This window comes from Desulfovibrio piger (assembly GCF_951793255.1).
GTDB lineage: Bacteria > Desulfobacterota > Desulfovibrionia > Desulfovibrionales > Desulfovibrionaceae > Desulfovibrio.
Genome location: NZ_OX636706.1, coordinates 645404 through 668514, shown reverse-complemented (window position 1 = coordinate 668514; position 23111 = coordinate 645404). Strand labels below are relative to the sequence as shown.

19 protein-coding genes and 1 tRNA gene are annotated in these 23111 nt (G+C 66.2%); 5 read left to right on the top strand and 15 right to left on the bottom strand.

The genetic code is table 11. The annotated features are described in order from the left end of the window. Positions 1–53 precede the first annotated feature (53 nt). From Q4I12_RS03260 to Q4I12_RS03250, 3 genes are all read left to right on the top strand, one after another. A complete protein-coding gene (locus Q4I12_RS03260) occupies positions 54–341 on the top strand; it encodes an integration host factor subunit alpha (RefSeq protein WP_297158835.1) in 288 nt (95 codons plus the stop codon). A 95-nt stretch (positions 342–436) separates the two neighbouring features. After that, positions 437–1927, top strand: a complete 1491-nt coding sequence (locus Q4I12_RS03255) for an MBOAT family O-acyltransferase (protein ID WP_297158836.1) — start codon at positions 437–439, stop codon at positions 1925–1927. An 11-nt stretch (positions 1928–1938) separates the two neighbouring features. After that, positions 1939–3156, top strand: a complete 1218-nt coding sequence (locus Q4I12_RS03250; protein WP_302260552.1) for a hypothetical protein — start codon at positions 1939–1941, stop codon at positions 3154–3156. Positions 3157–3601: 445 nt separating this feature from the next. Here Q4I12_RS03250 and Q4I12_RS03245 read toward each other — a convergent pair whose 3' ends face one another. From Q4I12_RS03245 to Q4I12_RS03215, 7 genes are all read right to left on the bottom strand, one after another. Then, positions 3602–3835 carry a SlyX family protein gene (locus Q4I12_RS03245; RefSeq protein WP_006008730.1) on the bottom strand — a complete coding sequence of 78 codons (234 nt, stop codon included), beginning with the start codon at positions 3833–3835 and terminating at the stop codon, positions 3602–3604. Positions 3836–3978: 143 nt separating this feature from the next. After that, complete coding sequence (locus tag Q4I12_RS13930) at positions 3979–7221, bottom strand: YgiQ family radical SAM protein (protein ID WP_367891478.1); 3243 nt, start codon at positions 7219–7221, stop codon at positions 3979–3981. A gap of 452 nt (positions 7222–7673) precedes the next feature. Beyond that, positions 7674–8030, bottom strand: coding sequence for an EF-hand domain-containing protein (locus Q4I12_RS03235; protein ID WP_302260551.1), 357 nt, complete (start codon positions 8028–8030; stop codon positions 7674–7676). Positions 8031–8304: 274 nt separating this feature from the next. Then, on the bottom strand, positions 8305–8700 hold the full coding sequence (locus Q4I12_RS03230; protein ID WP_302260550.1) for a hypothetical protein: 396 nt from the start codon (positions 8698–8700) through the stop codon (positions 8305–8307). A gap of 84 nt (positions 8701–8784) precedes the next feature. Further along, on the bottom strand, positions 8785–10050 hold the full coding sequence (locus tag Q4I12_RS03225; protein ID WP_072335280.1) for a phenylacetate--CoA ligase family protein: 1266 nt from the start codon (positions 10048–10050) through the stop codon (positions 8785–8787). Between the two features lie 97 nt (positions 10051–10147). Continuing rightward, complete coding sequence (locus Q4I12_RS03220; RefSeq protein WP_297160309.1) at positions 10148–10789, bottom strand: hypothetical protein; 642 nt, start codon at positions 10787–10789, stop codon at positions 10148–10150. Then, positions 10786–12153 carry a chloride channel protein gene (locus Q4I12_RS03215; RefSeq protein WP_204625700.1) on the bottom strand — a complete coding sequence of 456 codons (1368 nt, stop codon included), beginning with the start codon at positions 12151–12153 and terminating at the stop codon, positions 10786–10788. The genes Q4I12_RS03220 and Q4I12_RS03215 overlap by 4 nt, the downstream gene beginning before the upstream one ends. A 216-nt stretch (positions 12154–12369) precedes the next feature. Between Q4I12_RS03215 and Q4I12_RS03210 the strand changes: the two genes are divergently transcribed. Next, a tRNA-Phe gene (locus Q4I12_RS03210) sits at positions 12370–12445 on the top strand. Between the two features lie 316 nt (positions 12446–12761). Here the strand turns inward: Q4I12_RS03210 and Q4I12_RS03205 are convergent. The 7 genes from Q4I12_RS03205 to hemB all read right to left on the bottom strand — a co-directional run bounded on the left by Q4I12_RS03205 (position 12762) and on the right by hemB (position 21169). Continuing rightward, positions 12762–13118 (bottom strand): TraR/DksA C4-type zinc finger protein, encoded by a 357-nt coding sequence (locus Q4I12_RS03205; RefSeq protein ID WP_302260546.1) that lies wholly within the window; start codon positions 13116–13118, stop codon positions 12762–12764. 152 nt (positions 13119–13270) lie between these two features. Beyond that, positions 13271–14884 (bottom strand): Ppx/GppA phosphatase family protein, encoded by a 1614-nt coding sequence (locus tag Q4I12_RS03200; RefSeq protein WP_297158404.1) that lies wholly within the window; start codon positions 14882–14884, stop codon positions 13271–13273. Further along, positions 14869–15969 carry an HD domain-containing protein gene (locus Q4I12_RS03195; protein WP_297137310.1) on the bottom strand — a complete coding sequence of 367 codons (1101 nt, stop codon included), beginning with the start codon at positions 15967–15969 and terminating at the stop codon, positions 14869–14871. The genes Q4I12_RS03200 and Q4I12_RS03195 overlap by 16 nt, the downstream gene beginning before the upstream one ends. 18 nt (positions 15970–15987) lie before the next feature. Further along, positions 15988–18141 carry a polyphosphate kinase 1 gene (ppk1, locus tag Q4I12_RS03190; RefSeq protein WP_302260544.1) on the bottom strand — a complete coding sequence of 718 codons (2154 nt, stop codon included), beginning with the start codon at positions 18139–18141 and terminating at the stop codon, positions 15988–15990. Between the two features lie 335 nt (positions 18142–18476). Beyond that, entirely contained in the window at positions 18477–18974 is a 498-nt protein-coding gene (gene ahbA / locus Q4I12_RS03185; RefSeq protein ID WP_302260542.1) for a siroheme decarboxylase subunit alpha, read from the bottom strand. A 6-nt stretch (positions 18975–18980) separates the two neighbouring features. Further along, positions 18981–20180, bottom strand: coding sequence for a heme b synthase (gene ahbD / locus Q4I12_RS03180; RefSeq protein WP_204625706.1), 1200 nt, complete (start codon positions 20178–20180; stop codon positions 18981–18983). After that, on the bottom strand, positions 20180–21169 hold the full coding sequence (hemB, locus tag Q4I12_RS03175) for a porphobilinogen synthase (RefSeq protein ID WP_289616388.1): 990 nt from the start codon (positions 21167–21169) through the stop codon (positions 20180–20182). Before hemB ends, ahbD begins: the two co-directional genes overlap by 1 nt. Positions 21170–21423: 254 nt before the next feature. Here hemB and Q4I12_RS03170 point away from each other — a divergent pair, with 254 nt between their 5' ends. Then, a complete protein-coding gene (locus tag Q4I12_RS03170; protein ID WP_297158410.1) occupies positions 21424–21810 on the top strand; it encodes a diacylglycerol kinase in 387 nt (128 codons plus the stop codon). 102 nt (positions 21811–21912) lie between these two features. On the opposite strand, the gene ahbC is transcribed toward Q4I12_RS03170, so the two are convergent. Continuing rightward, positions 21913–23094, bottom strand: coding sequence for a 12,18-didecarboxysiroheme deacetylase (gene ahbC / locus Q4I12_RS03165; RefSeq protein ID WP_168934661.1), 1182 nt, complete (start codon positions 23092–23094; stop codon positions 21913–21915). Positions 23095–23111: the final 17 nt, after the last annotated feature.

Here is a 23111-nt window from a genome sequence, read left to right as displayed (position 1 = left end):
CCTACAAAAAAGTTGTGCATATGTGAAGCGTGCCTGTGGCATAAGGATTGGACATGAAGAAAACATTGACCAAAGCTGACATCGTCGAGCGGATCTACGAGAGTACAGACAAAAATCGGGTTGACGTGAAGAATGTGGTCGAAAAACTGCTGGAGATCATGAAGAATGCCATCAAAAAAGACAATGCTCTTCTGATCAGTGGGTTCGGCAAGTTTGAGGCTTACGACAAAGCGCCGCGCAAAGGCCGCAATCCGCAAACGGATGAGGCCATCACGCTGCCTCCGCGCAAGGTCGTCGTCTTCCGCCTGTCCCGCAAATTCAGAGCCGAGCTCAATTCCTGAGATCGCGCGGCATTCGGGACGATCCCATGTATCAGTCTCCTCGTTTTCTCCCGGGGTGGCCGTCTTGAGATGTGCCGCGCCGGGAGATTCTTTTTATGCTTTTCGCTTTCTTCCCCTTCCTGTTCCTTTTTCTTCCCATCCTCGTCTGGCTCTGGAAACTGACTTCCGGAGAAGACAAGGCCCGACTGTCCGTGCTCCTGCTGGGGGCCTCGCTGCTCTTTGGGGCCTGCCAGGGGCTGGAGGCCCTGCTGCTCCTGCTGGGCCTGACCGTGGTCAACTATCTGTTCGGCCTGCTGCTGGCCGATGAGGGGCACCGCCGCCGTCGGCTGGGCCGTCGGGGCCTGCTGCTTCTGGCCGTGCTGCTCAACGTGCTGGTCTGGTGCCGTTTCCGCCATCTGCCGGCCCTGTCGGCCTGGCTGGCGCAATGGCAGGACATCCTGCCCGTTTTGGCGCCCGCGGCCATGCCCGCGGGCTTCTCCTTTGCCGTGCTCATCCAGCTGGCCTGGCTGCTGGGCGTCTACCAGCGCCGCATCCGGCCCGAAGGTATCGTGCGGCAGGCCCTGTTCACCACCTGCTTCCCCTATGCCCTGTCCGGCCCGCTGGTCCGTTATGAGGAGATGGGCCCGCAGCTGGACGCCCTGGAGGTGCCGCAGGCCGAAGATCTGGCGCGGGGCCTGGGGCTGATGGTGCTGGGCCTGGCCAAGAAGGTGCTGCTGGCCGACAGTCTGGCGCCGGCGGCGGATACCGTGTTCCACGCCGCCGCCCAGGGCCTGCCCCTGAGCACGGCCGAGGCCTGGCTGGGGGCCCTGAGCTACACCTTCCAGATCTATTTCGACTTTTCCGGCTATACGGACATGGCCGTGGGGGCCGCCCTCATGCTGGGCCTGCGCCTGCCGGAGAATTTTGCCGCGCCCTACAAGGCCACGGGCATCGTGGACTTCTGGCGCCGCTGGCACATGACCCTGGGCCGCTGGCTGCATGACTGCCTGTACCAGCCCCTGGGCGGCAGCCGTCACGGCCGGGTGCGGCAGTACGCCAATTTGCTGCTGACCATGCTGGTCTGCGGTGTCTGGCACGGGGCCGGGCTGACCTTCCTCCTCTGGGGGGCCCTGCACGGCCTGCTCCTGCTGGTCAACCACGCCTTCCGGCATCTGCTGCGCGGCAGCCTGGCCGAGCGCGTGCTGGCCCTGCCGCCCCTGCGGGCCCTGTGCGTGCTGGTGACCTTTTTGTGCCTGACCGTGGCCTGGGTGCTGTTCCGCGCCGGGGATACGGGCACGGCCCTGCATGTCTGGCAGAGCATGTTCCTCTGGAGCGACGGCCATCCCCTGCCCCTGCAACAGGGGCTGGAGGCCCTGCTGCCCGGCGGCCTCTTGGAGCCCCGGCTGTTGCTGCCGCTGCTGGCCGTCTGCGCCGTCATCGTCTGGGCCCTGCCCTGCAGCCAGCATGTGATGCTGGGCCGCGCCGACGGCAGCCGTCCCTGGCTGCACTGGCAGCCGAACCTGCTCTGGGCCGTGGCTCTGGCCCTGCCTGCGCTGGCCTCCCTGCTGCTGATGCAGGGCCATGCCTTCCTTTCTTTCCGCTTTTGACGGAGGCCCTCATGTCCGAGATAGCGCATCCGGCCCCTGACGGCTGGCTGAAACGTTTTTTCCTTTCTCTGGTGATCCTGGCCCTGCTGGCGGGGCTGCTGCTGGTCCCCTGGGCCGTCTGCTGGCTGACGGCCAGCGGCGAACTGGATCAGGAAGAAGTCGTGGCACGGCAGGCACAGGGGGAATTCGTCCTGTTCGGACCGGGGCTGGCGCAGGACATCATGGCCTACAAGCTGGCCCTGTATGCGGCCGTGAAGCCGGAAGTGGTGGTGCTGGGCTCGTCGCGGGCGGGGAACGTGCGTGCGGCCTTTTTCGAGCGCCCCTTCGTGAACATGGCCGGGGCCGCTATGGATCTGGAGAGTCTGCGCCTTCTGGTGGACAGGATGCTGGCCGTCCACAGGCCCAGGGTCGTGCTGCTGGGCCTGGACTTCTGGTGGCTGACGGCAGGCGCTCCGGCCGGGCGCCCTGAGCGGATCGTGCAGCCTTCTTTGCTGGATGCGTCCACCCTGCGGGCTCCCTGGCGCTGGCTGGTACAGGGACGCATCGCCCCGGCGGACATGTTGGCTCCCCTGCAGCATCGTCTGCGTGCCGACCGCTACGGGCTGGAGGCCCAGCTCCGCGATACGGGCTACGGACCGGACGGCTCGCTCTATGAAGGCGCGGTGCTGGATGGCCGCCGGCCTGCGCCGGACCATGCCTTTGCCCGCACGCTGCGCGAGCTGGAAAGCGGCAGCGGCGTCTGGGCCGGGAGCCTTGCGCCGGACAGGGAACGTCTGGAAGCCTTTGCCGAGATCTGCTGCCGCCTGCGTTCGCGCGGCATCCGCACCATCGTCTTCCTGCCGCCCCTGGCCACGCCCGTACTGGGCGCCCTTGCCGACAGGAACGGCGGTGATGCCGGCTGGTTGTCCGCCCTGCGGCAGGGCCTGCTGGACTGCGGCGTGGAGAGCATGGATTTTTCGGATCCCCGCGTCTACGGCTCCGGCGATTGCGAGATGATGGACGGCCTGCACGGCGGGGACGTCATCGGGGCCAGCCTGGTGCGCGACATGGGCGACCGGCAGCCCTGGCTGCGGGACATGCTGCACCGAGAATACCTGAGCCATGTGCTGCGCGAGCGGCGCGGTCTGGCGGCCGTGCCTGACGAGCGCCTGACCGCCCTGCCCGAAGCGGATTTTCTGGGCCTGCATTGCGCCAAGAAGCGTCGCGGCGAGGCCACGCCCCGGTTTTAGGCGCGAAGGCGCACAGACTGGAGAGCGATAGGGAAGGGACCAAGGGCCGCGCCGTACTGCCGCCCCGTCACTGGACGCAAGGCCTGAGAGAGGCTGGCAGTAGCCGTTTGGCGTAGTCTGGCTGTTCTTTTCCGCAGTTTTCTTGCAACAGAAAAAGCCGCGCTGTCATGGCGCGGCTTTTTTGCTGGGTCGTAGCCGGATACTGCCGGGAACTTCATCCGTTCCTGCATTGTCATGTCGCACACCCGTGTGCCGGCCTTTTTCCATGCCGCCGGGGGACGGGGAGCCGGGGCAGGCCGGGGGGATACTATCCCCGCCATGGACCCTTATAAAGGTTTTGGGAAGGGAGCGGGGGAGTGTGAGGGGGAGAGGGAGAACCGTTTTACAAAACGGTTTCCCTCTCCCCCTCGCATATATCTGCTTACCTGCCTGTCGCCCGGCCCGATCAGTAACGCTCGGGCATGTAGTGGGGCGGCAGATCGTTGACCGGGGCCCCGTTACCGGTCTGCCCCAGCTGATCGCGCAGGTTGCGGGCCAGCTCCATGGTCTCGGCCAGACGGTGCTCCAGCGTGTCGATCTGCTGTTGCTGGGCCGTCAGGGCCTCGTTGAGTTCGCGCAGACGTTCTTCCTGAAAATAGGCCAGCTCTTCCAGCCGGATGATGCGTTCTTCCTGATCCATGAGCTCTCCTCGGCGTCCTGCGCCTGCGCCGGGCCGAATCCCCTGCTTGCGGCATATGTGCCTGCAGCGGCAGGGGCCGTGGGCGCGGCGTGCGTCCATCTTTACGTTTTCGGGCGATACCCTCGCGGGTACCGCCCGTTTTTTTATTCTTCGTCGTCGTTCAGCGCCGGGCCGTCAAAGCCCCTGTCCCGGCGGCGGGAGCCGAAGGCGGGCTTGCCGTCCCTGCGGAACGAGTTCTTGCGGAAGGGCTTGTCGGCGTCCTGCCGGAAGCCGGGCTTGCGGAAGCCGTCACGCTCGGGACGGCGGAAGTCGCGGCGGGGCGCACCCTCCCGCTCGTCATCGAAGCGGGGGAAGGGCGCACGGCGTTTTTGGCCGTCCTGCCCTTCGTTGCCGTCGCGGTCGTTGAAGCGCCGGGGACGGAAGCCGTCCTTACGGAAAGGCCGGCCGTCGTCATCGTCACGACGCGGACGGAAGGGACGCCGGGCTTCTTCGCCATCGCGGTTCACGAAACGGTCGCCACGGGGACGGAAGGGACGTTCGTCCTGACCATCCCTGCGGAAGGACGGGCGGGCCTGCGGGGCTTCGTCGCCGTCACGGGCGGCATCGGGGAAGGGGCGCGGGCGGAAGGGCTTGTCCGCGTCCTGCCGGAAGCCGGGCTTGCGGAAACCGTCGCGGTCGGGACGGCGGAAGTCGCGGCGGGGCGCCTCGTCCTGCTCGTCATCGAAGCGGGCAAAGGGACGGGGACGCTTCCAGGCATCCTGCCCTTCGTTGCCGTCGCGGTCGTTGAAGCGCCGGGGACGGAAGCCGTCCTTGCGGAAAGGCTGGCCGTCATCGTCACGGCGCGGCCGGAAGGGACGCCGGGCTTCTTCGCCATCGCGATCCACGAAACGGTCGCCACGGGGACGGAAGGGGCGTTCGTCCTGACCATCCCTGCGGAAGGACGGGCGGGCCTGCGGGGCTTCGTCGCCGTCACGGGCGGCATCGGGGAAGGGGCGCGGGCGGAAGGGCTTGTCCGCGTCCTGCGGGAAGCCGGGCTTGCGGAAACCGTCTCGGTCGGGACGGCGGAAATCACGGCGGGGCGCACCCTCCTGCTCGTCATCGAAGCGGGCAAAGGGACGGGGGCGCTTCCAGGCGTCCTGTCCTTCGCTGCCGTCACGGTCGTTGAAGCGCCGGGGCCGGAAGCCGTCCTTGCGGAAAGGCCGGCCGTCATCGTCTCGACGCGGACGGAAGGGACGCCGGCCTTCTTCTCCCTCGCGATCCACGAAACGGTCGCCACGGGGACGGAAGGGGCGTTCGTCCTGACCATCCCTGCGGAAGGACGGGCGGGCCTGCGGGGCCTCGTCGCCGTCACGGGCGGCATCGGGGAAGGGGCGCGGGCGGAAGGGCTTGTCCACATCCTGCCGGAAGCCGGGCTTGCGGAAACCGTCGCGGTCGGGATGGCGGAAATCGCGGCGGGGCGCACTCTCCCGCTCGTCATCGAAGCGGGGGAAGGGCGGCTTGCGGTCTTCCCGGAAGTCGCGGCGGCCCTCGTGCCGGGGGGCCAGACCGTCAGCGCTGCGGCGTTCGTCGCGCCAGCGCTCGGTGGTGTTTTCCCGGCGGGGCTCGCGGTGGTGGCCTTCGCCCGCATCCTCGGCATCGGCATGGCCGCCGCGTTCGGGCATGCGGCCGAAATCGGGCATCAGGATGCGGTGCTGGCGCAGGCGGTCGGCATCGCTGCGGGCCACATAGATCTCTTCCCCATCCTCGTTGCGGCCGCAGTAATACATGGCCGTGGCGATGCTGCCCGGCGTGGGGATGAAGCACTGGGTCTGCTGCGGGCTCCAGTGACGCTCCTGCAGCCAGCGGGCCAGCTCGTGCATGTCCTCGTCCGTACAGCCGGGGAAGGCGCTCATCATGTAGGGCACCACATACTGCTCGCGTCCGGCCAGACGGCTCTGCTCCACGAAGCTTTGGAGGAAGGCCTCGAAGACTTCCATGCCCGGCTTGCGCATCAGGTCCAGCACGCGGGCGGCGCAGTGTTCCGGGGCCACCTTGAGCTGGCCGCCGGTGAATTCGCCGGTATAGGCCGCCAGGGCCTCGGGATCGTTGAGGGCCAGGTCGGCACGCACGCCGCTGGCCACGCGCACCTGCCGCACGCCGGGCAGGGCCGCCACCTCGCGCAGCAGGCCCACATGCTGCATCTGCGGGGTGATGAAGGATTTGCAGACCGTGGGATAACAGCAGCTGCTGCGGCGGCAGCGGGACGAAGGCCGCGCACCGGGCTCCGCCTTGGCGGACGTGGCGTCATCCAGGGCGCAATGGGCCTGCCACATGTTGGCCGTGGGGCCGCCCACGTCGGAGATGGCCACCTGGCCGCGACGGGACTGGGCCACCAGCTTGCGGGCCTCGGCCAGGATGGATTCCTGGCTGCGGGAGCTGATGCGGCGCCCCTGATGCAGGGCCAGCGAGCAGAAGGAACAGCCGCCGCCACAGCCGCGATGGCTAGTGATGCTGGTGCGCAGCATCTCGTCGGCCGGGATGGGCTCGCGGTAGCGGGGATGGGCCGCGCGGGCGTAGGGCAGGGCGTAGATTTTGTCCATCTCTTCCGTGGTCAGGGGCCGGGCCGGGGGCGCCAGCACCAGGGCGCGGTCGCCCACCATCTGCTGGGCCCAGGCGTTCTGGCGGTGCACCTGCTGTTCCAGCATCTGGGTCAGGCGCAGCAGTTCCGTGGCCTCGGCCTGCACGGCCTCGTGGGAGGGCAGCTGCATGCGCGGCAAATCGAGCCATTCTTCGGGCAGATCCACGGGGACGTTGTTCTCGTCCACCTTGGCCAGCCAGGCCGTGCCGTCGATACCGTGCAGGCTCTTGCCTTCGGCCAGACGGCGGGCGCATTCCAGCATGGCCAGTTCGCCCATGCCGTAGATGAGCAGGTCGGCCTTGGCATCCAGCAGGATGGAGCGGCGCAGGCTGTCTGTCCAGAAATCGTAATGTGTGGTGCGGCGCAGCGAGGCCTCGATGCCGCCCAGGATCACCGGCAGGCCGGGGAAGGCCTGACGGGCCAGGTTGGCATAGACCAGACAGGCGCGGTTGGGACGCGCACCGGCCTTGCCGCCGGGGGTGTAGGCATCATCGTGGCGCTTTTTGCGGAAGGCCGTGTAGTGGGCCAGCATGGAGTCCAGCGCGCCCGCGCTGACGCCCACGAAAAGCCGGGGACGGCCCATGACCAGCAGGTCGTCGGGCGACTGCCAGCGGGGCTGGGCCACGATGCCCACGCGGAAGCCGTGGGCCACCAGCCAGCGGCCCAGCAGCACGGGCCCGAAGGCCGGGTGGTCCACATAGGCGTCGCCGTTGACCAGCAGCACGTCCAGTTCCTTCCAGCCCAGGGCCTGCATCTCGGCGCGGCTCATGGGCAGGAAGCGGGGCTGGCCGTCCACCCACGGGTCCTGGAACGCCTCGTTGCGGGACCGGGAGCCGGGGCGGGCATCGCGGCGGTCCGCGGGGCGTCCGGCGCGCGGGAAGGCCCCGGCAGGACGGCGCCCGTCACGGGGACGGTCTTCACGGCGGGGACGGTCGTCCCGGGAAAAAAATTCGTTATGTTCCTCGCGCTGGAAGCGGGGACGGTCGGCAGGTTGCGTGCCGGTGGCCGGACGCGGGCGGAAAGGACGGGGCGCGGCGTCGGTGGTGCTGATGTCGGTATCGGCGGGCGCGGGTCGGCGCCGGGGCTTGGGGAAGAAGGGCATGGTTTTCCTTTGGCGGCCTTGGGGCGCCACACGGATGGGGTGAAAGGTCGAAAGGGCGGCACCGCAGTGCCGTGGAAGGGGGAGCGCCCGGCAGGAAGGCGGGGACGCTCCCCCGACGGTTACTTGGAAGGCGGCGTGACCAGCGGCATGGTCTTGGGCGCGGCCTCATTGGCGGGAGGCATCTGGGCGTCGGGATGACCGGCGCGGCCCATGGCGTGGCTCTTGCTGAAGCCCTGCCATTCCTCATGGCTGATGGAGCCGTCCTTGTTCTTGTCGATGGCGGCAAAGGCGCCGTCCTGCATCTGGGGGAAGAACTTCTTGAATTCTTCCTTGCTGACGCTGCCGTCCTTGTTGGCGTCCATCATGGGGAACTTGTCCACAGGGGCCTTGCCTTCGCCCATGCCGGGCATGGCCAGGGCGGGAGCGGCGCAGAGCATGGCGGCGCAGAGCAGGCCGCCCAGGATACGTTTGTTCATGGTAACTCCTTACGTCGGTTCAGGGTGTGGCTATTCCGGCCGTCTGGGCCGGGAGGCCTTCACCAGAGGGAAGGAGGCGGCCTTGCCGCGCCCCTCCCGAAATCTTCCGTGGGGAGACCTCCGGGGCAGCACCGGGAGACCGGCATCAGGGAAAGGCCGGAGCGCCGCCGGGGTCATGTCCTTCCGGGCCAAACGCGCTGGGGGAAGGATGGGACGGGGAAAGGGCCTTGTGCGCGAGCCCCAAAGCCCTCCTGCCCCCGGAAAAAATCGTCCGCTAGTCCTGCGGGTGCAGGGTGTAGTGCTCGCCCTCGTCGCGCAGGCGCCGGATGAAGACCTGCAGGTCGTCGGGCTGGCCGGGCTTGTGGTCTTCGGGATAGAGCAGGGCGGACATATAGAAGATGGAGCCGATGCGCAGCGCGTTGCGGGCGCTGGCCGAAAAACGGTGCAGACGGTGCCCGGCCTGGTCCTGGAGCTGCTCGGGCAGCTCTTCGAGATAGGCCTCGCCTTCTTCCTCCAGCGAGGCCAGCAGGCGGGCTTTTTCCTGCAGGCGGGCCGTATAGGCGGGCATATCGCCCATGACGGCCAGGGCCGCCTGTTCGGCCTGCATGACGCGGGCGTGCATCTCTTCCAGCCAGGCCACAAGACGGGCCAGTTGCGGCGACATTTCCATGACGAGCCTCCTTGCGGGACAGCCGGGCAGCGACCGGCACAGGGCAAAAAGGCCCGGCGCAGGGGCCGGGCCTCCATGACGGGGTTAATCCCAGTGACGCTTGTCCTCGATGGGACGGATCTGCGGGGGCAGGCTGCCCGGCGCCAGGATCTTGAGTTCGGGACGCAGCTTGATCTTTTCGCGGAACTGGTGGAGCAGTTCTTCCTCGCGCTTGAAGCCGCTGGTCTCGATGAACAGGGTCATCTCGTCGATGCCGCCGGGGTTGGTGACTTCGATCTGCCAACGCTTCACTTCTTCGAAGCGGCTCATGACCTGTTCCACCTGATGCGGGTAGACGAACATGCCCATGATGCGGGCGGTGGTGTCCACGCGGCCCACGATGTTGCCCAGGCGCGGGCTGGTACGGCCGCAGGCGCAGGGGCTGCGGTCGATGTACGACAGGTCGCCCGTGGCCAGACGGATGAGCGGATAGGTCTTGTTGAAGGCCGTGACCACGATCTCGCCCACTTCGCCGTCCTTCAGCGGGATGCCGGTGTCGGGATGGCAGATCTCCACATAGCAGCGGTTGGCGATGTGCAGGCCGGTCTTGTGGAAGCATTCGTAGCCGATGCAGCCCACGTCGGCGGTGCCGTAGCCCTGGCGCATGATGAGGTCGTACTTCTTTTCCATCTGGGAGCGCATCTTTTCGGACAGGCGCTCACCGGTGACGAAGGCCACTTCGAGGAAGAGGTCCTTGCGCAGGTTCAGGCCCTTTTCCTCGGCCTTCTGGGCCAGGTGCATGAGGAAGCTGGGCGTGCCCACATAGCCGGAGACGCGCAGCTTTTGCATGATGTCCAGCTGGGTGGAGGCATCGGTGGGACCGGCGGGGATGACCGCACAGCCCAGGTTGCGCAGGGGCTCTTCGAACATCAGGCCGGCCGGGGTCAGCTGATAGTTGAAGGTGTTCTGCACGGCATCACCGGGACGGAAGCCCACGGAATAGAAGGCTTCGGTGTAGCCCCAGTAGTCTTCGCCACGGTCTTCGGGGTCGAAGATGGGTCCGGGGGAGAGGAAGATGCGCTTCAGATCCCCGATGTCCTTGGTCAGCAGACCGCCCAGACGCGGGCCCATGGACTGCAGGAAGATGAGTTCCTTTTTCTTGAGGATGGGGATGTGCTTGATATCGGACAGGGTCTTGAACTTCTCCACGTTGAACTGCGCGCGGTCGAAGCGTTTTTTGACGTCTTCGGAGTAGCGGTAGGCGTAGGAGAGCAGGTCCTTGAGCTGGATCAGGCAATATTGACGGCGTTCGCTTTCGTCGAGCACTTCACGGCGGCTGTAGATGCCTTCGGTACGGTCTTTACGAGTCATACGGCCTCGCCTTGTAGAATTTTATTTGGGACAGTTGTTTACGCAACCTGAACCATATTTGCAAGCACTATTTTATTTTTACAATTATATCAAAATGTTACTTGTAGTTTTTAGGCGCGTCCGCCTTTGCCGCACCAGCGGGGCGCGCCGCCTCTTCCAGGCCCACGGCCGTGAGCCCGTGGAGCACGAGGGCATCGGGATCGCGGCGGCAGTACTGGTGCAGGGGGCTCTCGCCGCTGTCGAACAGGGCGAAGATGCGGTCGAGGCGCTGCTGGTCCTGCAAAGGGACCTCCAGACCGGCCCGCCCCAGGGCATGGCCCGCCAGCCAGAGGGAAAGGGCCAGCTGCTGCTCGTTGCCCGTGATGGGCCGCGTGGCCGGGGCGTACCAGCCCGCACAGCTCACGGCGGGCAGCATCCTGCCCCTGTCGGCGTGCCGGCGGCGCCAGGCCAGGATGACGTCGGCCAGTTTCTCCTCGCGATGGGTGGGGCACCAGGCTTCCAGGTGATCCAGCAGGGCGTCGGTCCCCGCCGTGCCGAGGCGCACCTGCTGTGTGCGGGCGGCGGCCCAGCCGTCCAGCATCAGCACGGGCGTGAGGGCGTTCTCGCCGCTGTCCAGATAGGTGGCGCATGTCCAGGGCGCGGCCACGGGCGTATATCCGGCTTTGTCGGGGACGTTGCGGGACGTGCAGGCCGCAAGGCAGCACAGCAGCAGGACGAGGCAGGGGAACAGGCGGGTCATGATCTCTCCTCGGTGGGGGAAGCGGCGGCCCGGCGCCGGCGACGCTGGTCCAGGATACGTTCCTTGAGACTGTCGTAAACAGGCGTCGAATGCAAGGCGTTGGCCGTGAAGGCCGCGGCGAAGGCGGCCAGCAGCACGGCCGGGGCCAGATGGAACCCGCCGCACATCTCCATGACCAGGGCGGCCCCGGTGAGGGGCGTGCGCACCGAGGCGGAGAACAGGCCCGCCATGCCCAGCACCAGCAGGGTGGCCGTCTGTTCCGGGGCCACCAGCCCGGCGTCGCGCAGGGGCGCGGCCAGCAGGGCGCCGGCCATGCTGCCCGCCAGCAGGATGGGCATGAGGATGCCGCCGGAAACCCCCGAGGCGAAGCTCACGCAGGAAAAGGCGATCTTGCCCGCTAGCAGCAGTGCCAGGGCGAGGGCGGGCAGGCGCAGGTGCTCCAGCTGCAGGGTGGTCAGGCCCATGTTGCCCGTGATCTCCGGCCAGACGAGCAGCAGCACGCCGCAGCAGACAAAGGGGAAGACGATGCGCACGGGCCCGGGCAGCCAGCGGGCCCTGTCCTGCCAGAGCAACAGGCGGATCATGCCCGCATTGTACACGGCCCCCAGCAGGCCGCAGGACATGCCGGCCAGCAGGGGCAGCCAGTACTGGCTCCAGTGCAGGCCGGGCAGCCGGGCGAAGGGGAAGACCAGGCCGAAGTCCAGCACCACGTCCACCATGAACCAGGCCGACAGGGCCGAAAGGCTGGTGAAGAGCAGCATGGGCAGGGTGAGCGGGGTCTTCATCTCTTCGAAGGCGAAGAACATGCCGGCCACAGGCGCGCCGAAGGCGGCGGTCATGCCCGCCACGCCGCCGCCCACCAGATAGCGGGGCCGGTTGGCGCGGCAGCGGTCGTGCCACATATAGCCCACGCCCGCGCCCACGGTGGCGCCCATCATGATGCAGGGGCCCTCGCGTCCCACGGAAAGACCGGCGCTGAGCGCGGCCAGGGTGGCCACGAACTTGCACCAGAGCACCCGCGCCCAGCGCATGGGCGGCAGCTTTCCAGCCGCGATGAGTTCCACCTGCGGGATGCCGCTGCCGCCGATGAGGGGCTCGTAGCGCAGGAGCAGCCCGGCCGTCAGGGCCATGAGCAGCAGCCCGGCGGCCATCAGGGCCAGCGTGGCCGGTGCGAAGGGATCCTGCCCGGCCATATGGGCCCGGACGGCACCATTGATGATGGTATAGAGCCAGCGGAACAGGCCGATGACCCCGCCGGAGACAAGGCCCGTGAGCAGGGCCTGGGCCATGAGCGTCCAGGCGCTCTGACTGCGCAGGGCCGCGGATTCCAGGATGAAGGGAGGCAGAGAAGGGCGGAAGGCCATGGGTATCCTGTGGGGATGAGGGGCGCGGACAGGGCGCACAAAAAAATGTGCCTGCAACAGCCTGAAAATATAGGGAGAATGCCTGTCCTGACAGGAACAGTATGGAGGCTGGACAAAAAAATTTCAAGTTTTTGGCAAAAAACGAAAAAAAATGCTTGCCAAGTCGGAGGGAAATCTGTACAAGCATTTTTGTTGTGACGAACAACACCACCTCACGCCGAGGTAGCTCAGTTGGTAGAGCAGGGGACTGAAAATCCCCGTGTCGGCAGTTCAATTCTGTCCCTCGGCACCAGGGAATCCAAAGGCTTGCAGCGAAAGTTGCAAGCCTTTTTTCGTTATGGGCTTTTGCCGGACGCGCATTTGCGGCAGCCGCCCGGGGGCACCTTCCATCGGGCGGGCCTTCCCGCTCTTCCTCCTCCTTCTTTCCCCGCCTTTTCCTTCGTCCTGTCTTTGTCCCGTTCGCGGGACTGTCCCCGGCGTTACCGGTGGCTTCCTGATACCCATACGGGCCTTCATCCGTACGGGCTGCGCCCCGGAGCAGCACGCCGCGTGCCGCATATCCGGATAATCATGCCCCGCTCCCTTGCACCGTTGCCGCGTGTCCTCTGTCACGGCCTTCTCGCAAGGGAAAAAGCGGGAAGGAAACCTCCGCTCCTTCCCGCTCCCTGTGGCAGGTCTTTGGGGCATGGCACGGCCAGCAGCCGGGACAGGGGGATCTCTTCGCCGCAGTCCATGCACAGGCGGCGGCCGCTGCACCGCAGGTCGCCCAGCAGGCCCTCCAGGGCACGGATGCGCGCCGCGCACAGATTGGCGTGGCTCCAGGCCAGCAGCTCCGCCATCTCGTCGCGGGCGTTGTCCGCCTCGTCACCGTGGCCGTGGGGCAGGGCGAATCCGGCGCACAGGCAGGCCAGGTGCCGCCGTTCCTGTTCCAGTTTGCGTTGCAGGGAATGCTGGGCGTCGTCCATGGGCAAGACCTCCGGGGGATGATTTCCCGGCAGGATACACCGGCCCGCGCCCCGGGGCATGGCAAAGCCATGACGGTTGGCGTTCGCTCCTGTGAAAAAAGGCCCCGCGTCGTGCGGGGCCCCTGACATGGCGTGTGACGGGATGCGCGGGATCAGCGGCGGAAGCTGCTGACCACCTCCACGGGGATCTCCTGCCGGAAGACCTTGCGCACCAGCTTGGCGCTGCCGCGCACCAGATCCCGCTCGATGGGGCATTCCTCGGGAGCGCGCAGCGAGAGCTGCAGGCCGCCTTCCTTGCGGGCCTCGAAGCGGACGGTGCGCACGATCTGGCGATGGCTCTTGTCCATGCGCTCGGCCAGCAGCAGGAAGAGGGAGAGCAGGCGGATCTCCTCGCGGGTCTCCTGATCGAACTCCATGAACAGCGGCACCTTCTTGGAGGGACGCTTGCGGTGGAAGTAGGTCAGGGCGGCCATGATGTCCACTTCACGGCGGGTGAAGCCCAGCAGCTCGGTGTTGCGGATCAGGTAGTGGCTGTGGGCATTGTGGCGCGAGAAGGAGATGAAGATGCCGATGTCGTGCAGCAGGGCCGCATAGTGCAGCAGCTCGCGGGCCAGGTCGCCGGAGTCGTGCAGGCCCATGGCCTTGGCGCTGTCGAACAGGTCCAGGGCCAGGCGCGACACATGGCGGGAGTGGCGTTCCTCGAAGCGGCAGCGCCGCGCCAGATGCAGCACGCTCTCCTTGCGTACGGGATGGAAGCTGCCGTCGGCATGGGGCATGCGGGTGGACAGGTAATCCACCAGGATGCCGTTCTGCAGGTTGCGGTTGCTGATGCGCACGCTGTCGAAGCCCTGGTCCTCCATGATGGTCTGGAGGATGGCCGCACCGGCCACGATGACGTCGGCACGGTTGGGATTGATGCCGGGCACGCTGCGGCGTTCCTTGAGGGTGCGGCCGCAGAGCTCCTTGACGGCCCGGCGCAGGCCGCCGTAGCTGAGCACGTCGCGGGACTCCTGCGGGGCCCGGCCCGTGCGCGCGGCATCCTCGGCATCCAGGGCCGCGGCGATCTCGGCCAGGTTCTGGGCCGTACCGGAGCTGGCCACGGCCTCTTCGATGACGAAGTCCGCGATGCGCTGGAACGAGCGCAGGGCATTGTTGCGGATGTAGTTCTGCAGCGCGGCGTAGCGCTTGGCGGAGATGGTGCCGGAGTCCTTGTCGAAGAAGAGGTTGGACAGGCGCACGCAGCCCATCTTGAGGGAATCGAGGTTGCGGTATTCCTCGGAATTGCCCACCACCAGCTCGGTACTGCCGCCGCCGATGTCGATGAACAGGCGCAGGCTCTCGGTATGGGCCAGACCGCTGGAGACGCCCAGATAGATGAGGCGGGCCTCTTCGCGGCCGGAGACCACGCGGAAGTCGATGCCGGTCTTTTCCTTGACCCGGCGCATGAAGTCCGGGCCGTTGGCCGCGTCGCGCACGGCGGCCGTGGCGATGGCGATGACCTCCGAAGCGCCGTAGACGCCGCACATCTCGGCCATGCCGCGCAGGACGTTGATGGTCCGGGCCATGCTCTCTTCACGCAGATGTCCCGTCTCGAAGGCGCCTTCGCCCAGGCGCACCATGTTCTTGACCTGGTTGAGGACCGTGTGCGAGCCGTCGGGCAGGATGCGCACCAGCATCAGGCGCAGCGAGTTGCTGCCCAGGTCGATGATGCCGATGACGCGTTCCCCGTCAGGCCCCGCCTGATCCGAGACTACAGGATGGGACATACGCACTCCAGCTCCACGCCAAAGATGTGCATGAACAGATCGCCCTTGACCAGCAGGCGGTCCTGCTCGGGGGCGCAGTCCTGGGCGCCGCTCAGGGTCAGCACCACCTTGCCGGGCTGCAGGTCGATGGCCACGTCGCGCACGGCTTCCATGTGGCGGTAATCCAGGGCGTCGGCCATGCGGATGAGGGCCGCGGCCTTGTTCAGGGCCTCGCGGTCCTTCTTGCCCAGGGCGGCGAAACGGCGGTGGCGCATGGCGGGCCAGGCCTTGCGGTGATAACGGACGAGCTGGGCCACCAGGGAGCGGTCTTCGGGCAGCAGGGCCAGGCTGGTGTCCTGCTCCACGATGCGCATGCCCTTTTTGTGGTGGCCCTTGCGCCCGGAAGCGAAGCCGATGTCATGCAGGCAGCAGGCGATGCGCAGGCGGTAGAGCCAGCGGCCGTCCAGACCGTGCAGGGGCTGGAGCTGGTCGAAGAGCTGTTCCGCCAGATGGGCCACATGCTGGCCGTGACGGCGGGTGGCTTCCAGCTCGGGGCTGCCCGGCAGCAGGTGCTCCAGCAGGGCCTCGCAGGGCAGGGGCGTCCAGTCGTGGGCGGCATCGGCCGTTTCGGGACCGGCGACCTTGACGCGCTTCTTGCCCGTCTTGGCCTTCTTTTCTTCCTTGTCCTTTTTCCTGGCTTTCTTTTGGGGAGCGGCGGCTTCCTGCTCCGCTCCGGCGTCCGGCGCCGGAGCTTCCTGCGCCGTCACGGGCGCTTCGGCCGGAGCCCGTTCGGGCTCTTCGGCGGGGACCGCTTCCTCCTTCATCGTTTCTTCAGGGCAGCCTGCCTGCACTTCGGGGGCAGCGGCCGCGCACTCCTTCGGCTGCTCCGGGGCAGCCTCTTCCGCGACGACCGGCGTCACGGCAGGCGCTTCGGCGGCTTCGGGAGCGGGCTGCGGCGTGTCCGTGCCGGGCAGGGAAGCCTGGAGAAGTTCGGCGCTGTCGTTGCGGGGAGCGGCGGTGGTGGTAGAGCTCTGCCCCTGGCGCTGCTGCCGGCTGCGGCTGGTGCTGCTGCCGGTCTTGCCGGCGGGGCGTTTTTTGGTAGCCATGATGAAAGCTCCTTGGGATCAGATATCGTCCCTGCTGATATGTTGGGCGATCATGCGTTCCTGCGCGTTGACGGCAGCCTCCTTGCTGGAGGGCTTGAGCCGCGTATAGGTGGCATCGGCCTGCAGCTGCCAGGTCTGGACGTTGTCCGCCAGGTGGACTTCGAGGATGTCCTCGCGGATCTTGCGGCGCAGTTCGGGATCGAGGATGGGGGTCAGGACCTCGATGCGGTGGTCGAGGTTGCGCGGCATGAGGTCCGCGCTGCCGATGTACATGATGTCTTCGCCGTTGGCATGGAACCAGTAGATGCGCGAGTGCTCCAGGAAGCGGCCCACGATGCTGGTGACCGTGATGTTCTCGCTGATGCCCGGCAGGCCGGGGCGCAGACAGCAGATGCCGCGCACCTGCAAACGCACGCGCACACCGGCCATGGAGGCCCGGTACAGGGCGCGGATGATGCCCGCATCCACCAGCTGGTTGCACTTGAAGATGATCTCGCCGTTGCCGTAGCGCTTGTGCAGCTCGATCTCGCGGCGGATCATCTCCATGAGCGGGCCGCGCATGGCCTGGGGCGAGACCAGCAGCTTGCGGTACAGGTCGCGGTCCGCATAGCCGGTCATGACGTTGAACAGGTCGGTGACGTCGGCGCAGATGTCCTCATTGGAGGTGATGAGGCCCATGTCCGTGTAGATCTTGGCCGTGGAGGCATTGTAGTTGCCCGTGCCGATGTGGACATAGCGCGTGATGTGCCCGGCTTCGCGGCGCACCACCAGGCAGAGCTTGGCGTGCACCTTCAGGCCGATGAAGCCGTAGACCACGTTGACGCCTTCCTTTTCCAGCTCTTCGGCCCAGGTAATGTTGCGCTCCTCGTCGAAGCGGGCCTTGAGCTCCACCACGGCCACCACCTGTTTGCCGCGGCGCCGGGCCTCGATGAGGGCGCGCACGATGGGCGAATCGTTGCCCGCACGGTACAGGGTCTGCTTGATGGCCAGAACGTTGGGGTCCTCGCAGGCGCGGCGGATGAAGTCCAGCACGGCCTTGAAGCTGTCGTAGGGATGGAAGAGCACCACGTCCCGCTTGCGCAGGTGGCCGAACATGTCGCCTTCCTGGAACAGGCGCGAGATGTGCCCCTGGATGCCGGGCGTCTTGAGCTGGGGCCGGTCCACATTATAGAGGGTCATGAATTCGGAAAAGCCCATGGGCCCCTTGATGCGGTAGATCTGGAAGGGTTGCAGGCGCAGGCGCCGGGCCAGAAAGTCCACCAGCTCGCGCGAGGCCTTGTGGGCGATCTCCAGCCGCACCACGTCGCCGAAGCGGCGCTGTTCCACCAGGTCGCGCACGGCTTCCAGCAGGTCGTCGGCCTCGTCCTCTTCGATCTCAAGATCGGTGTTGCGGGTGATGCGGAACAGGGCGGAGCTGACCACCGTATGGCCGGGGAAGAGCAGGCCCAGATACTGGGCCATGAGGTCTTCCAGCAGCACGATGTCGTCACCGCGCACGTTGGGGTCGAAGCCCAGGGAGGCGTAGGTCTTGGCCTCCTTGTTGCGCGGGATGAAGATGAAGCGCGAGAGGTTGTTGGGGCACTTCAGGCGCACGAAGCGCGATTCGTTGTCGCGGTTGCGCAGCTGGATGATGAAGTTGAGGCAGGTGGTGGAGATGGTGGGGAAGGGGTGCCCCGGGTCGATGGCCTGGGGCGTGAGCACGGGATAGATCTCGTTGCGGAAATAGCCGTCCAGGAAGCGGCGCTGCTTTTCCGAAAGATCGGTGTAGCGCACGATGCGCACGCCCCTTTCCAGCAATTGCGGGGCCAGGCTCTTGAGCCAGTGGCTCTGCGCGCGTGAGGTCAGCAGCAGGGTGCGGCGGCGTATCTCGGCCAGCTGCTTGGCCGGCGTGATGCGGTCGGCCGAGCCGTTGGGGGCGCCGTTGCGGTACTGGCGCAGGATGTTGGCCACGCGGACCATGAAGAATTCGTCGAGGTTGTTATAGAAGATGGCAAGGAATTTGAGCTGTTCCAGCAGGGGCTGCCGGGGCGAGAGGGCCTCGTCCAGAACCTTGGCGTTGAAGTCCAGCCAGTTGATTTCCCGGTTGAGGAAAAGGTTGGGGCAGGAAAGGTCCTGCATGTCTTCGGGCGAGCAGGGTTGCTCAGGATACTTGAGGACTATCTGGGAGGTCATGCCGCTCTCCTTGTGCGCGAGGCTGTTCCCGGGATACTGCCGCATGGTTGTGATGATCCTGTGACATTTTAGGACAGGATCGCGAAAGAAAAAGAGAAGAAAAGCAGGCGGACCTTCAGGTAGCGCCGGGGAGGTGCACGGCAGGAAATCCGCATGCCCGTAAGGTGAAACGAATTTTCAACAACTTGTCTGAGGTGTTAGCACAGGCCTTGGCGGAGCTCAAGAGGGGGCAAGGGGCCCCTAGGGAGGGGCGGCGGAGGGCCGCAGGCAGCGGCGGCAGGATCAGACAAAAAAGGGGAGGCCTTGCGGCCTCCCCTCAGTATCGGGAACGGGTCTCAGTCCTGCATGCGGAAGTCCACGCGGATCTTGAACAAACGCGTGGCGGGCAGGTTGAGGATGGGGATGCCCGTACGGGCCGTGATGTCATCCAGCGTGGCGCGCTCGTCTTCCCGCGAGGGACTGATGAGCGTGAACCAGATGTTGTAGTTGTGCTCGCGCAGGTAGTTGTGCGTGATGCCGGGACGGGCGTTCACTTCGTGTACGAAGTCGTCCATCTTGTCATCGGGCACCTTGGCCGCGCAGAGGGTGGAGACGAATCCCAGCTTGCCGGACTGGAAGTTGGCACCCAGGCGGCGGATGACGCGCCGCTCGCGCAGGCTGCGCACGCGCTCCAGGGCCTCCTCCTCCGGGATGCCCAGCAGCGTGCCCAGGTCGGCATAGGGGCGGGGCGTCAGGGGAAAGGCCGTCTGGATGATGTCCAGCAGGCGGCGGTCGGTCTCGTCCAGGGCTTCCTGCGTGGTGTGGGGACCGCAGTATTCAGGGGCGTCCGTCATGCTCGCTCACTTTGCGCCCGTGGCGCGCTTGGGCTGATAGGTGCACAGGGGCTCTTCGGCCATATGGTTGCCGTTCATGCTCCAGGCGCGGGCGCGACAGCCGCCACAGACCTTGTGGAACTCGCACACGCCGCACTTGCCTTCGTAGCACTTCTGGTCGCGGAACTGGCGGAAGTACTTGCTGTTGCGCCAGATCTCGGGGAAGGGCGTCTCGCGCACATTGCCGCAGTTCAGTTCCAGATAGCCGCAGGGCTGCACCTGGCCGGTATGGCTGATGAAGCAGAAGCCCGTGCCGCCCAGACAGCCGCGGGTCATGGCGTCCATGCCGAAGGTCTCGGGCGTGACGGCCACGCCTTCCTCATGGGCGCGCTGGCGCATGATGCGGTAGTAGTGCGGCGCGCAGGTGGCCTTGAGGTGCATGCTGGTGGTCTTGCGGAAGTCGTAGAGCCAGTGCAGCACGTCCTCGTATTCCTCGGCGCTGATGACCTGGTCGGCCAGGCCGGAGGCCCGGCCCATGGGCACCAGCAGGAAGATGTGCCAGGCGGCCGCGCCGATGCGCTCGCACAGATTGAAGATGTCCTTGAAGCTGTGCAGGTTGTTGCGCGTGACCGTGGTGTTGATCTGGAAGGGCACTCCGGCCTGCTTGAGGTATTCGATGCCGCGCATGGAGGCTTCGAAGGCCCCGGGCACGCCGCGGAACTCGTCGTGGCTGGCGGCGTCGGCGCCATCGATGGAGATGGAGCAGCGGTTGACGCCGGCTTCCTTGATCTTGCGGGCCAGTTCGGGCGTGATCAGGGTGCCGTTGGGCGAGAAGGCGCAGGTCAGCCCCTTGTTGTGGGCATAGGCCACCAGTTCATAGACATCGGGGCGCATCATGGGATCGCCGCCGGTGAAGATGATGATGGGGTTGCCCACCTGGGGGAAGGTGTCGATGAGGGCCTTGGCCTCTTCGGTGGAGAACTCGCCCGGATAGGGTTCCGGGTGGGCCTCGGCGCGGCAGTGCTTGCAGGCCAGGTTACAGGAGCGGGTCACTTCCCAGGCGATGAGCTTGCAGGCGGGCGTGCCGTCCTCAAGGGTGCGCACCATCTTGTGGCCGGGCGCGCCCCCGGGATGACCGCCGGGATGGGCACCCGCGGCACCGGGATGGCCGCCGGGGTGTCCCCCCATGCCGCCGGGATGGCCCGGCATGTGCTTCTCGTCATGCATCAGCGCACCAGCCTTTGCTTGAGCAGGGTCTCGGTGAAGTAGGTGATGAGCATCTTGGCGCCGGCGCGCTTCATGCCCAGCAGGCTTTCCATCATCACGGCTTCTTCGTTGATCCAGCCGTTGAGGCCGGCGGCGCGGATCATGCTGTATTCACCGCTCACCTGATAGGCGCACAGGGGCACGTCCACGGCGTCGCGCACCTGGCGGATGATGTCCATGTAGGGACCGGCGGGCTTGACGATGAGGCAGTCGGCGCCTTCGTCCAGGTCGGCCAGGGCTTCGATGATGGCTTCACGGGCGTTGCCGGGATCCATCTGGTAGCTCTTGCGGTCGCCGCAGGCCGGGGCGGATTCGGCGGCCTCACGGAAGGGGCCGTAGAAGGCCGAGGCGTATTTCACGGCATAGGACATGATGGGCACCATGACCAGGCCGGATTCGTCCAGGGCGTGACGGATGGCGGCCACGCGGCCGTCCATCATGTCGGAGGGGGCCACCATGTCGGCACCGGCGGCGGCATGGCTCACGGCGGTCTTGGCCAGCAGTTCCAGGGTGGGGTCATTGAGCACCGCACCGCCGGGGGTCAGGATGCCGCAGTGGCCGTGGCTCATGTATTCGCACAGGCACACGTCGGTGATGACGTAGAGCGAGGGCCAGCGATGCTTGAGGCGACGCACGGCTTCCTGTACGATGCCGTCTTCGGCATAGGCGCCGCTGGCCTTTTCGTCCTTCACGGCCGGGATGCCGAAGAGGATCACGGACTTCAGGCCGTCATCCACGGCCTTTTCCACCTGCTTTTCCAGCTCGGTCAGCGACAGCTGGTACTGGCCGGGCATGGCGCCGATCTCCTTGCGGAAGGACTGGTCTTCGGTCTCCACCACAAAGTAGGGCATGATGAGGTCTTCGGCCAGCAGGGGCGGGGTCTCGCGCACCATGCTGCGGATTTCGGGGGTCCAGCGCAAACGTCTGCCGCGATGGAAGGATTGGGACATGGTTCTACCTCGATGCGGCAATGCCGCGGTTGTGTTTGGGGAGGACGGCGACGGTTCGTCCCCGGCCCGGCGGGATCGCGGGAAAGACCGGCGCCCGGAAAAGCCTGCGTCCTGATGCCGTCGGGCGGCAGGGCACGGGGCCTTCCGATGAGAAGGCCACCATAGCGCAAAACGCCACAAGGGAAAAGCCGCCGGGCACCACTGTGATTGCAGGCATGCAAGGCGGGTCGGCAAAGCTGTGAACGGGGGTGTGTATGGATGCTCGCAACGAATTGAAGGGAAAGAGGGGACTGGTCCGCCTGCTGAATGCCACGCGGTATTCCCTGGCCGGCTACAAAGCCGCCTGGCAGGACGAGGAGGCTTTCCGGCAGATATGCCTGCTGGCCGTGATCGGCCTGCCGCTGGCCTGCTGGCTGGGGCGGGACTGGACGGAATCCGTCCTGCTGGCCGTGCCGCTGGTGCTTTGCCTGCTGGTGGAACTGCTCAACAGCGCCATCGAGAACGTGGTGGACCGTATTTCGCTGGAATGGCATCCGCTGGCCAAGAAGGCCAAGGATATGGGGAGCGCCGCCCAATTCACGGCCCAGCTTTTTCTGGCCGCCGTCTGGGGGGGCTATTTGTTAGGTCGTCTGTGGGCTTGATGAGCTCCAGATGCAGGACAGCTGACGAGGCATCCATGTACCGAAAAGAAAAGATCCCGGGATTGCAATATCCCGGGATCTTTTCTTTTGTTGCCAGACGGCCTACAGGCCGATCTCTTCGTCAGTGAGGTAGCAGGCGGGGTCCTGGGCCCATTCGTCGCCGTAGTAGGCTTCGGCGCGGGCGCGGAAGTTGCCGCCGCAGATGTTCAGGAAGCGGCACTTGGCACAGCGGCCGCCCACATGGGCCTTCTTGTCCTTGAGCTTGTGCAGCAGCTCGATGTTGGGGTCGTCCCAGATCTCGGAGAAGGGGCGCTCCAGCACGTTGCCGAAGGTGTGGTTGCGCCAGAACTGGTCGGCATGCACCTTGCCGTCCCAGGAGATGCAGCCGATGCCGCGGCCGGAGTTGTTGCCCTCGTTGTACTGCAGGAGCTCGAAGATCTCTTCGGCGCGCTTGGGGTCTTCACGCTTCATGCGCATCCACACATAGGGGCCGTCGGCGTGGTTGTCCACGGTGAGGATCTCTTTGGGCTTGCCGGCGTCGAACAGGGCGCGGGTCTCGTCCATGATGAGGTCCAGCACCTGACGGGTCTCGGCGTGATCCAGGTCTTCCTTGATGAGCTCGGAGCCGCGGCCCGAGTACACCAGGTGGTAGAAACAGGCGCGGGGCACTTCCAGGTCGGCCAGCAGGCGGAAGATGCCGGGGATCTCGCCCACGTTACGCTTGTTGATGGTGAAGCGCAGGCCCACCTTCAGGCCTTCGGCCTGGCAGTTGGCCACGCCTTCCAGGGCCTTGCGGAAGGCACCGGGCACGCCGCGGAAACGGTCGTGCACTTCTTCCATGCCGTCCAGGGAGATGCCCACGTAGGAGAGGCCCACGCCCTTGAGTTCACGGGCCTTTTCCTTGGTGATGAGGGTGCCGTTGGTGGAGATGACGGCGCGCATGCCCTTGGAGGTGGCATGGCTGGCCAGTTCCACCAGGTCCTTGCGCACCAGGGGCTCGCCGCCCGAGAAGAGCATGACCGGCGCGCCGTAGGCGGCCAGGTCGTCGATCATGGTCTTGGCCTGTTCGGTGCTGATGTCGTCGGCGCCGTCCACGGGCACGGCCTGGGCGTAGCAGTGCACGCATTTCAGGTTGCAGCGCTTGGTCATGTTCCAGACCACCACGGGCTTCTTGTCCTTGGAGAACTGGAGCAGGTGCGAGGGCAGGTTGCCGGATTCACGGCCGTAACGCAGGGCGTCGGAGGGCTCCACCTGACCGCAATACAGTTTGGAAATACCGATCATCGTACGATCCTTTACAG

Bases quoted from the DNA above. Each gene is read 5' to 3' on its own strand.
- Q4I12_RS03230 (WP_302260550.1), bottom strand. From the start codon at position 8,700: ATGGAAATGTCGCCGCAACTGGCCCGTCTTGTGGCCTGGCTGGAAGAG.
- ahbA (WP_302260542.1), bottom strand. From the start codon at position 18,974: ATGACGGACGCCCCTGAATACTGCGGTCCCCACACCACGCAGGAAGCC.
- Q4I12_RS03245 (WP_006008730.1), bottom strand. From the start codon at position 3,835: ATGGATCAGGAAGAACGCATCATCCGGCTGGAAGAGCTGGCCTATTTT.
- Q4I12_RS03220 (WP_297160309.1), bottom strand. From the start codon at position 10,789: ATGACCCGCCTGTTCCCCTGCCTCGTCCTGCTGCTGTGCTGCCTTGCG.
- Q4I12_RS03255 (WP_297158836.1), top strand. From the start codon at position 437: ATGCTTTTCGCTTTCTTCCCCTTCCTGTTCCTTTTTCTTCCCATCCTC.
- Q4I12_RS03205 (WP_302260546.1), bottom strand. From the start codon at position 13,118: ATGGACGACGCCCAGCATTCCCTGCAACGCAAACTGGAACAGGAACGG.
- Q4I12_RS03225 (WP_072335280.1), bottom strand. From the start codon at position 10,050: ATGACTCGTAAAGACCGTACCGAAGGCATCTACAGCCGCCGTGAAGTG.
- Q4I12_RS03215 (WP_204625700.1), bottom strand. From the start codon at position 12,153: ATGGCCTTCCGCCCTTCTCTGCCTCCCTTCATCCTGGAATCCGCGGCC.
- ahbD (WP_204625706.1), bottom strand. From the start codon at position 20,180: ATGCATGACGAGAAGCACATGCCGGGCCATCCCGGCGGCATGGGGGGA.
- Q4I12_RS03235 (WP_302260551.1), bottom strand. From the start codon at position 8,030: ATGAACAAACGTATCCTGGGCGGCCTGCTCTGCGCCGCCATGCTCTGC.
- ahbC (WP_168934661.1), bottom strand. From the start codon at position 23,094: ATGATCGGTATTTCCAAACTGTATTGCGGTCAGGTGGAGCCCTCCGAC.
- Q4I12_RS03200 (WP_297158404.1), bottom strand. From the start codon at position 14,884: ATGTCCCATCCTGTAGTCTCGGATCAGGCGGGGCCTGACGGGGAACGC.
- ppk1 (WP_302260544.1), bottom strand. From the start codon at position 18,141: ATGACCTCCCAGATAGTCCTCAAGTATCCTGAGCAACCCTGCTCGCCC.
- Q4I12_RS03195 (WP_297137310.1), bottom strand. From the start codon at position 15,969: ATGGCTACCAAAAAACGCCCCGCCGGCAAGACCGGCAGCAGCACCAGC.
- Q4I12_RS03250 (WP_302260552.1), top strand. From the start codon at position 1,939: ATGTCCGAGATAGCGCATCCGGCCCCTGACGGCTGGCTGAAACGTTTT.
- Q4I12_RS03260 (WP_297158835.1), top strand. From the start codon at position 54: ATGAAGAAAACATTGACCAAAGCTGACATCGTCGAGCGGATCTACGAG.
- Q4I12_RS03170 (WP_297158410.1), top strand. From the start codon at position 21,424: ATGGATGCTCGCAACGAATTGAAGGGAAAGAGGGGACTGGTCCGCCTG.
- hemB (WP_289616388.1), bottom strand. From the start codon at position 21,169: ATGTCCCAATCCTTCCATCGCGGCAGACGTTTGCGCTGGACCCCCGAA.
- Q4I12_RS13930 (WP_367891478.1), bottom strand. From the start codon at position 7,221: ATGAGCCGCGCCGAGATGCAGGCCCTGGGCTGGAAGGAACTGGACGTG.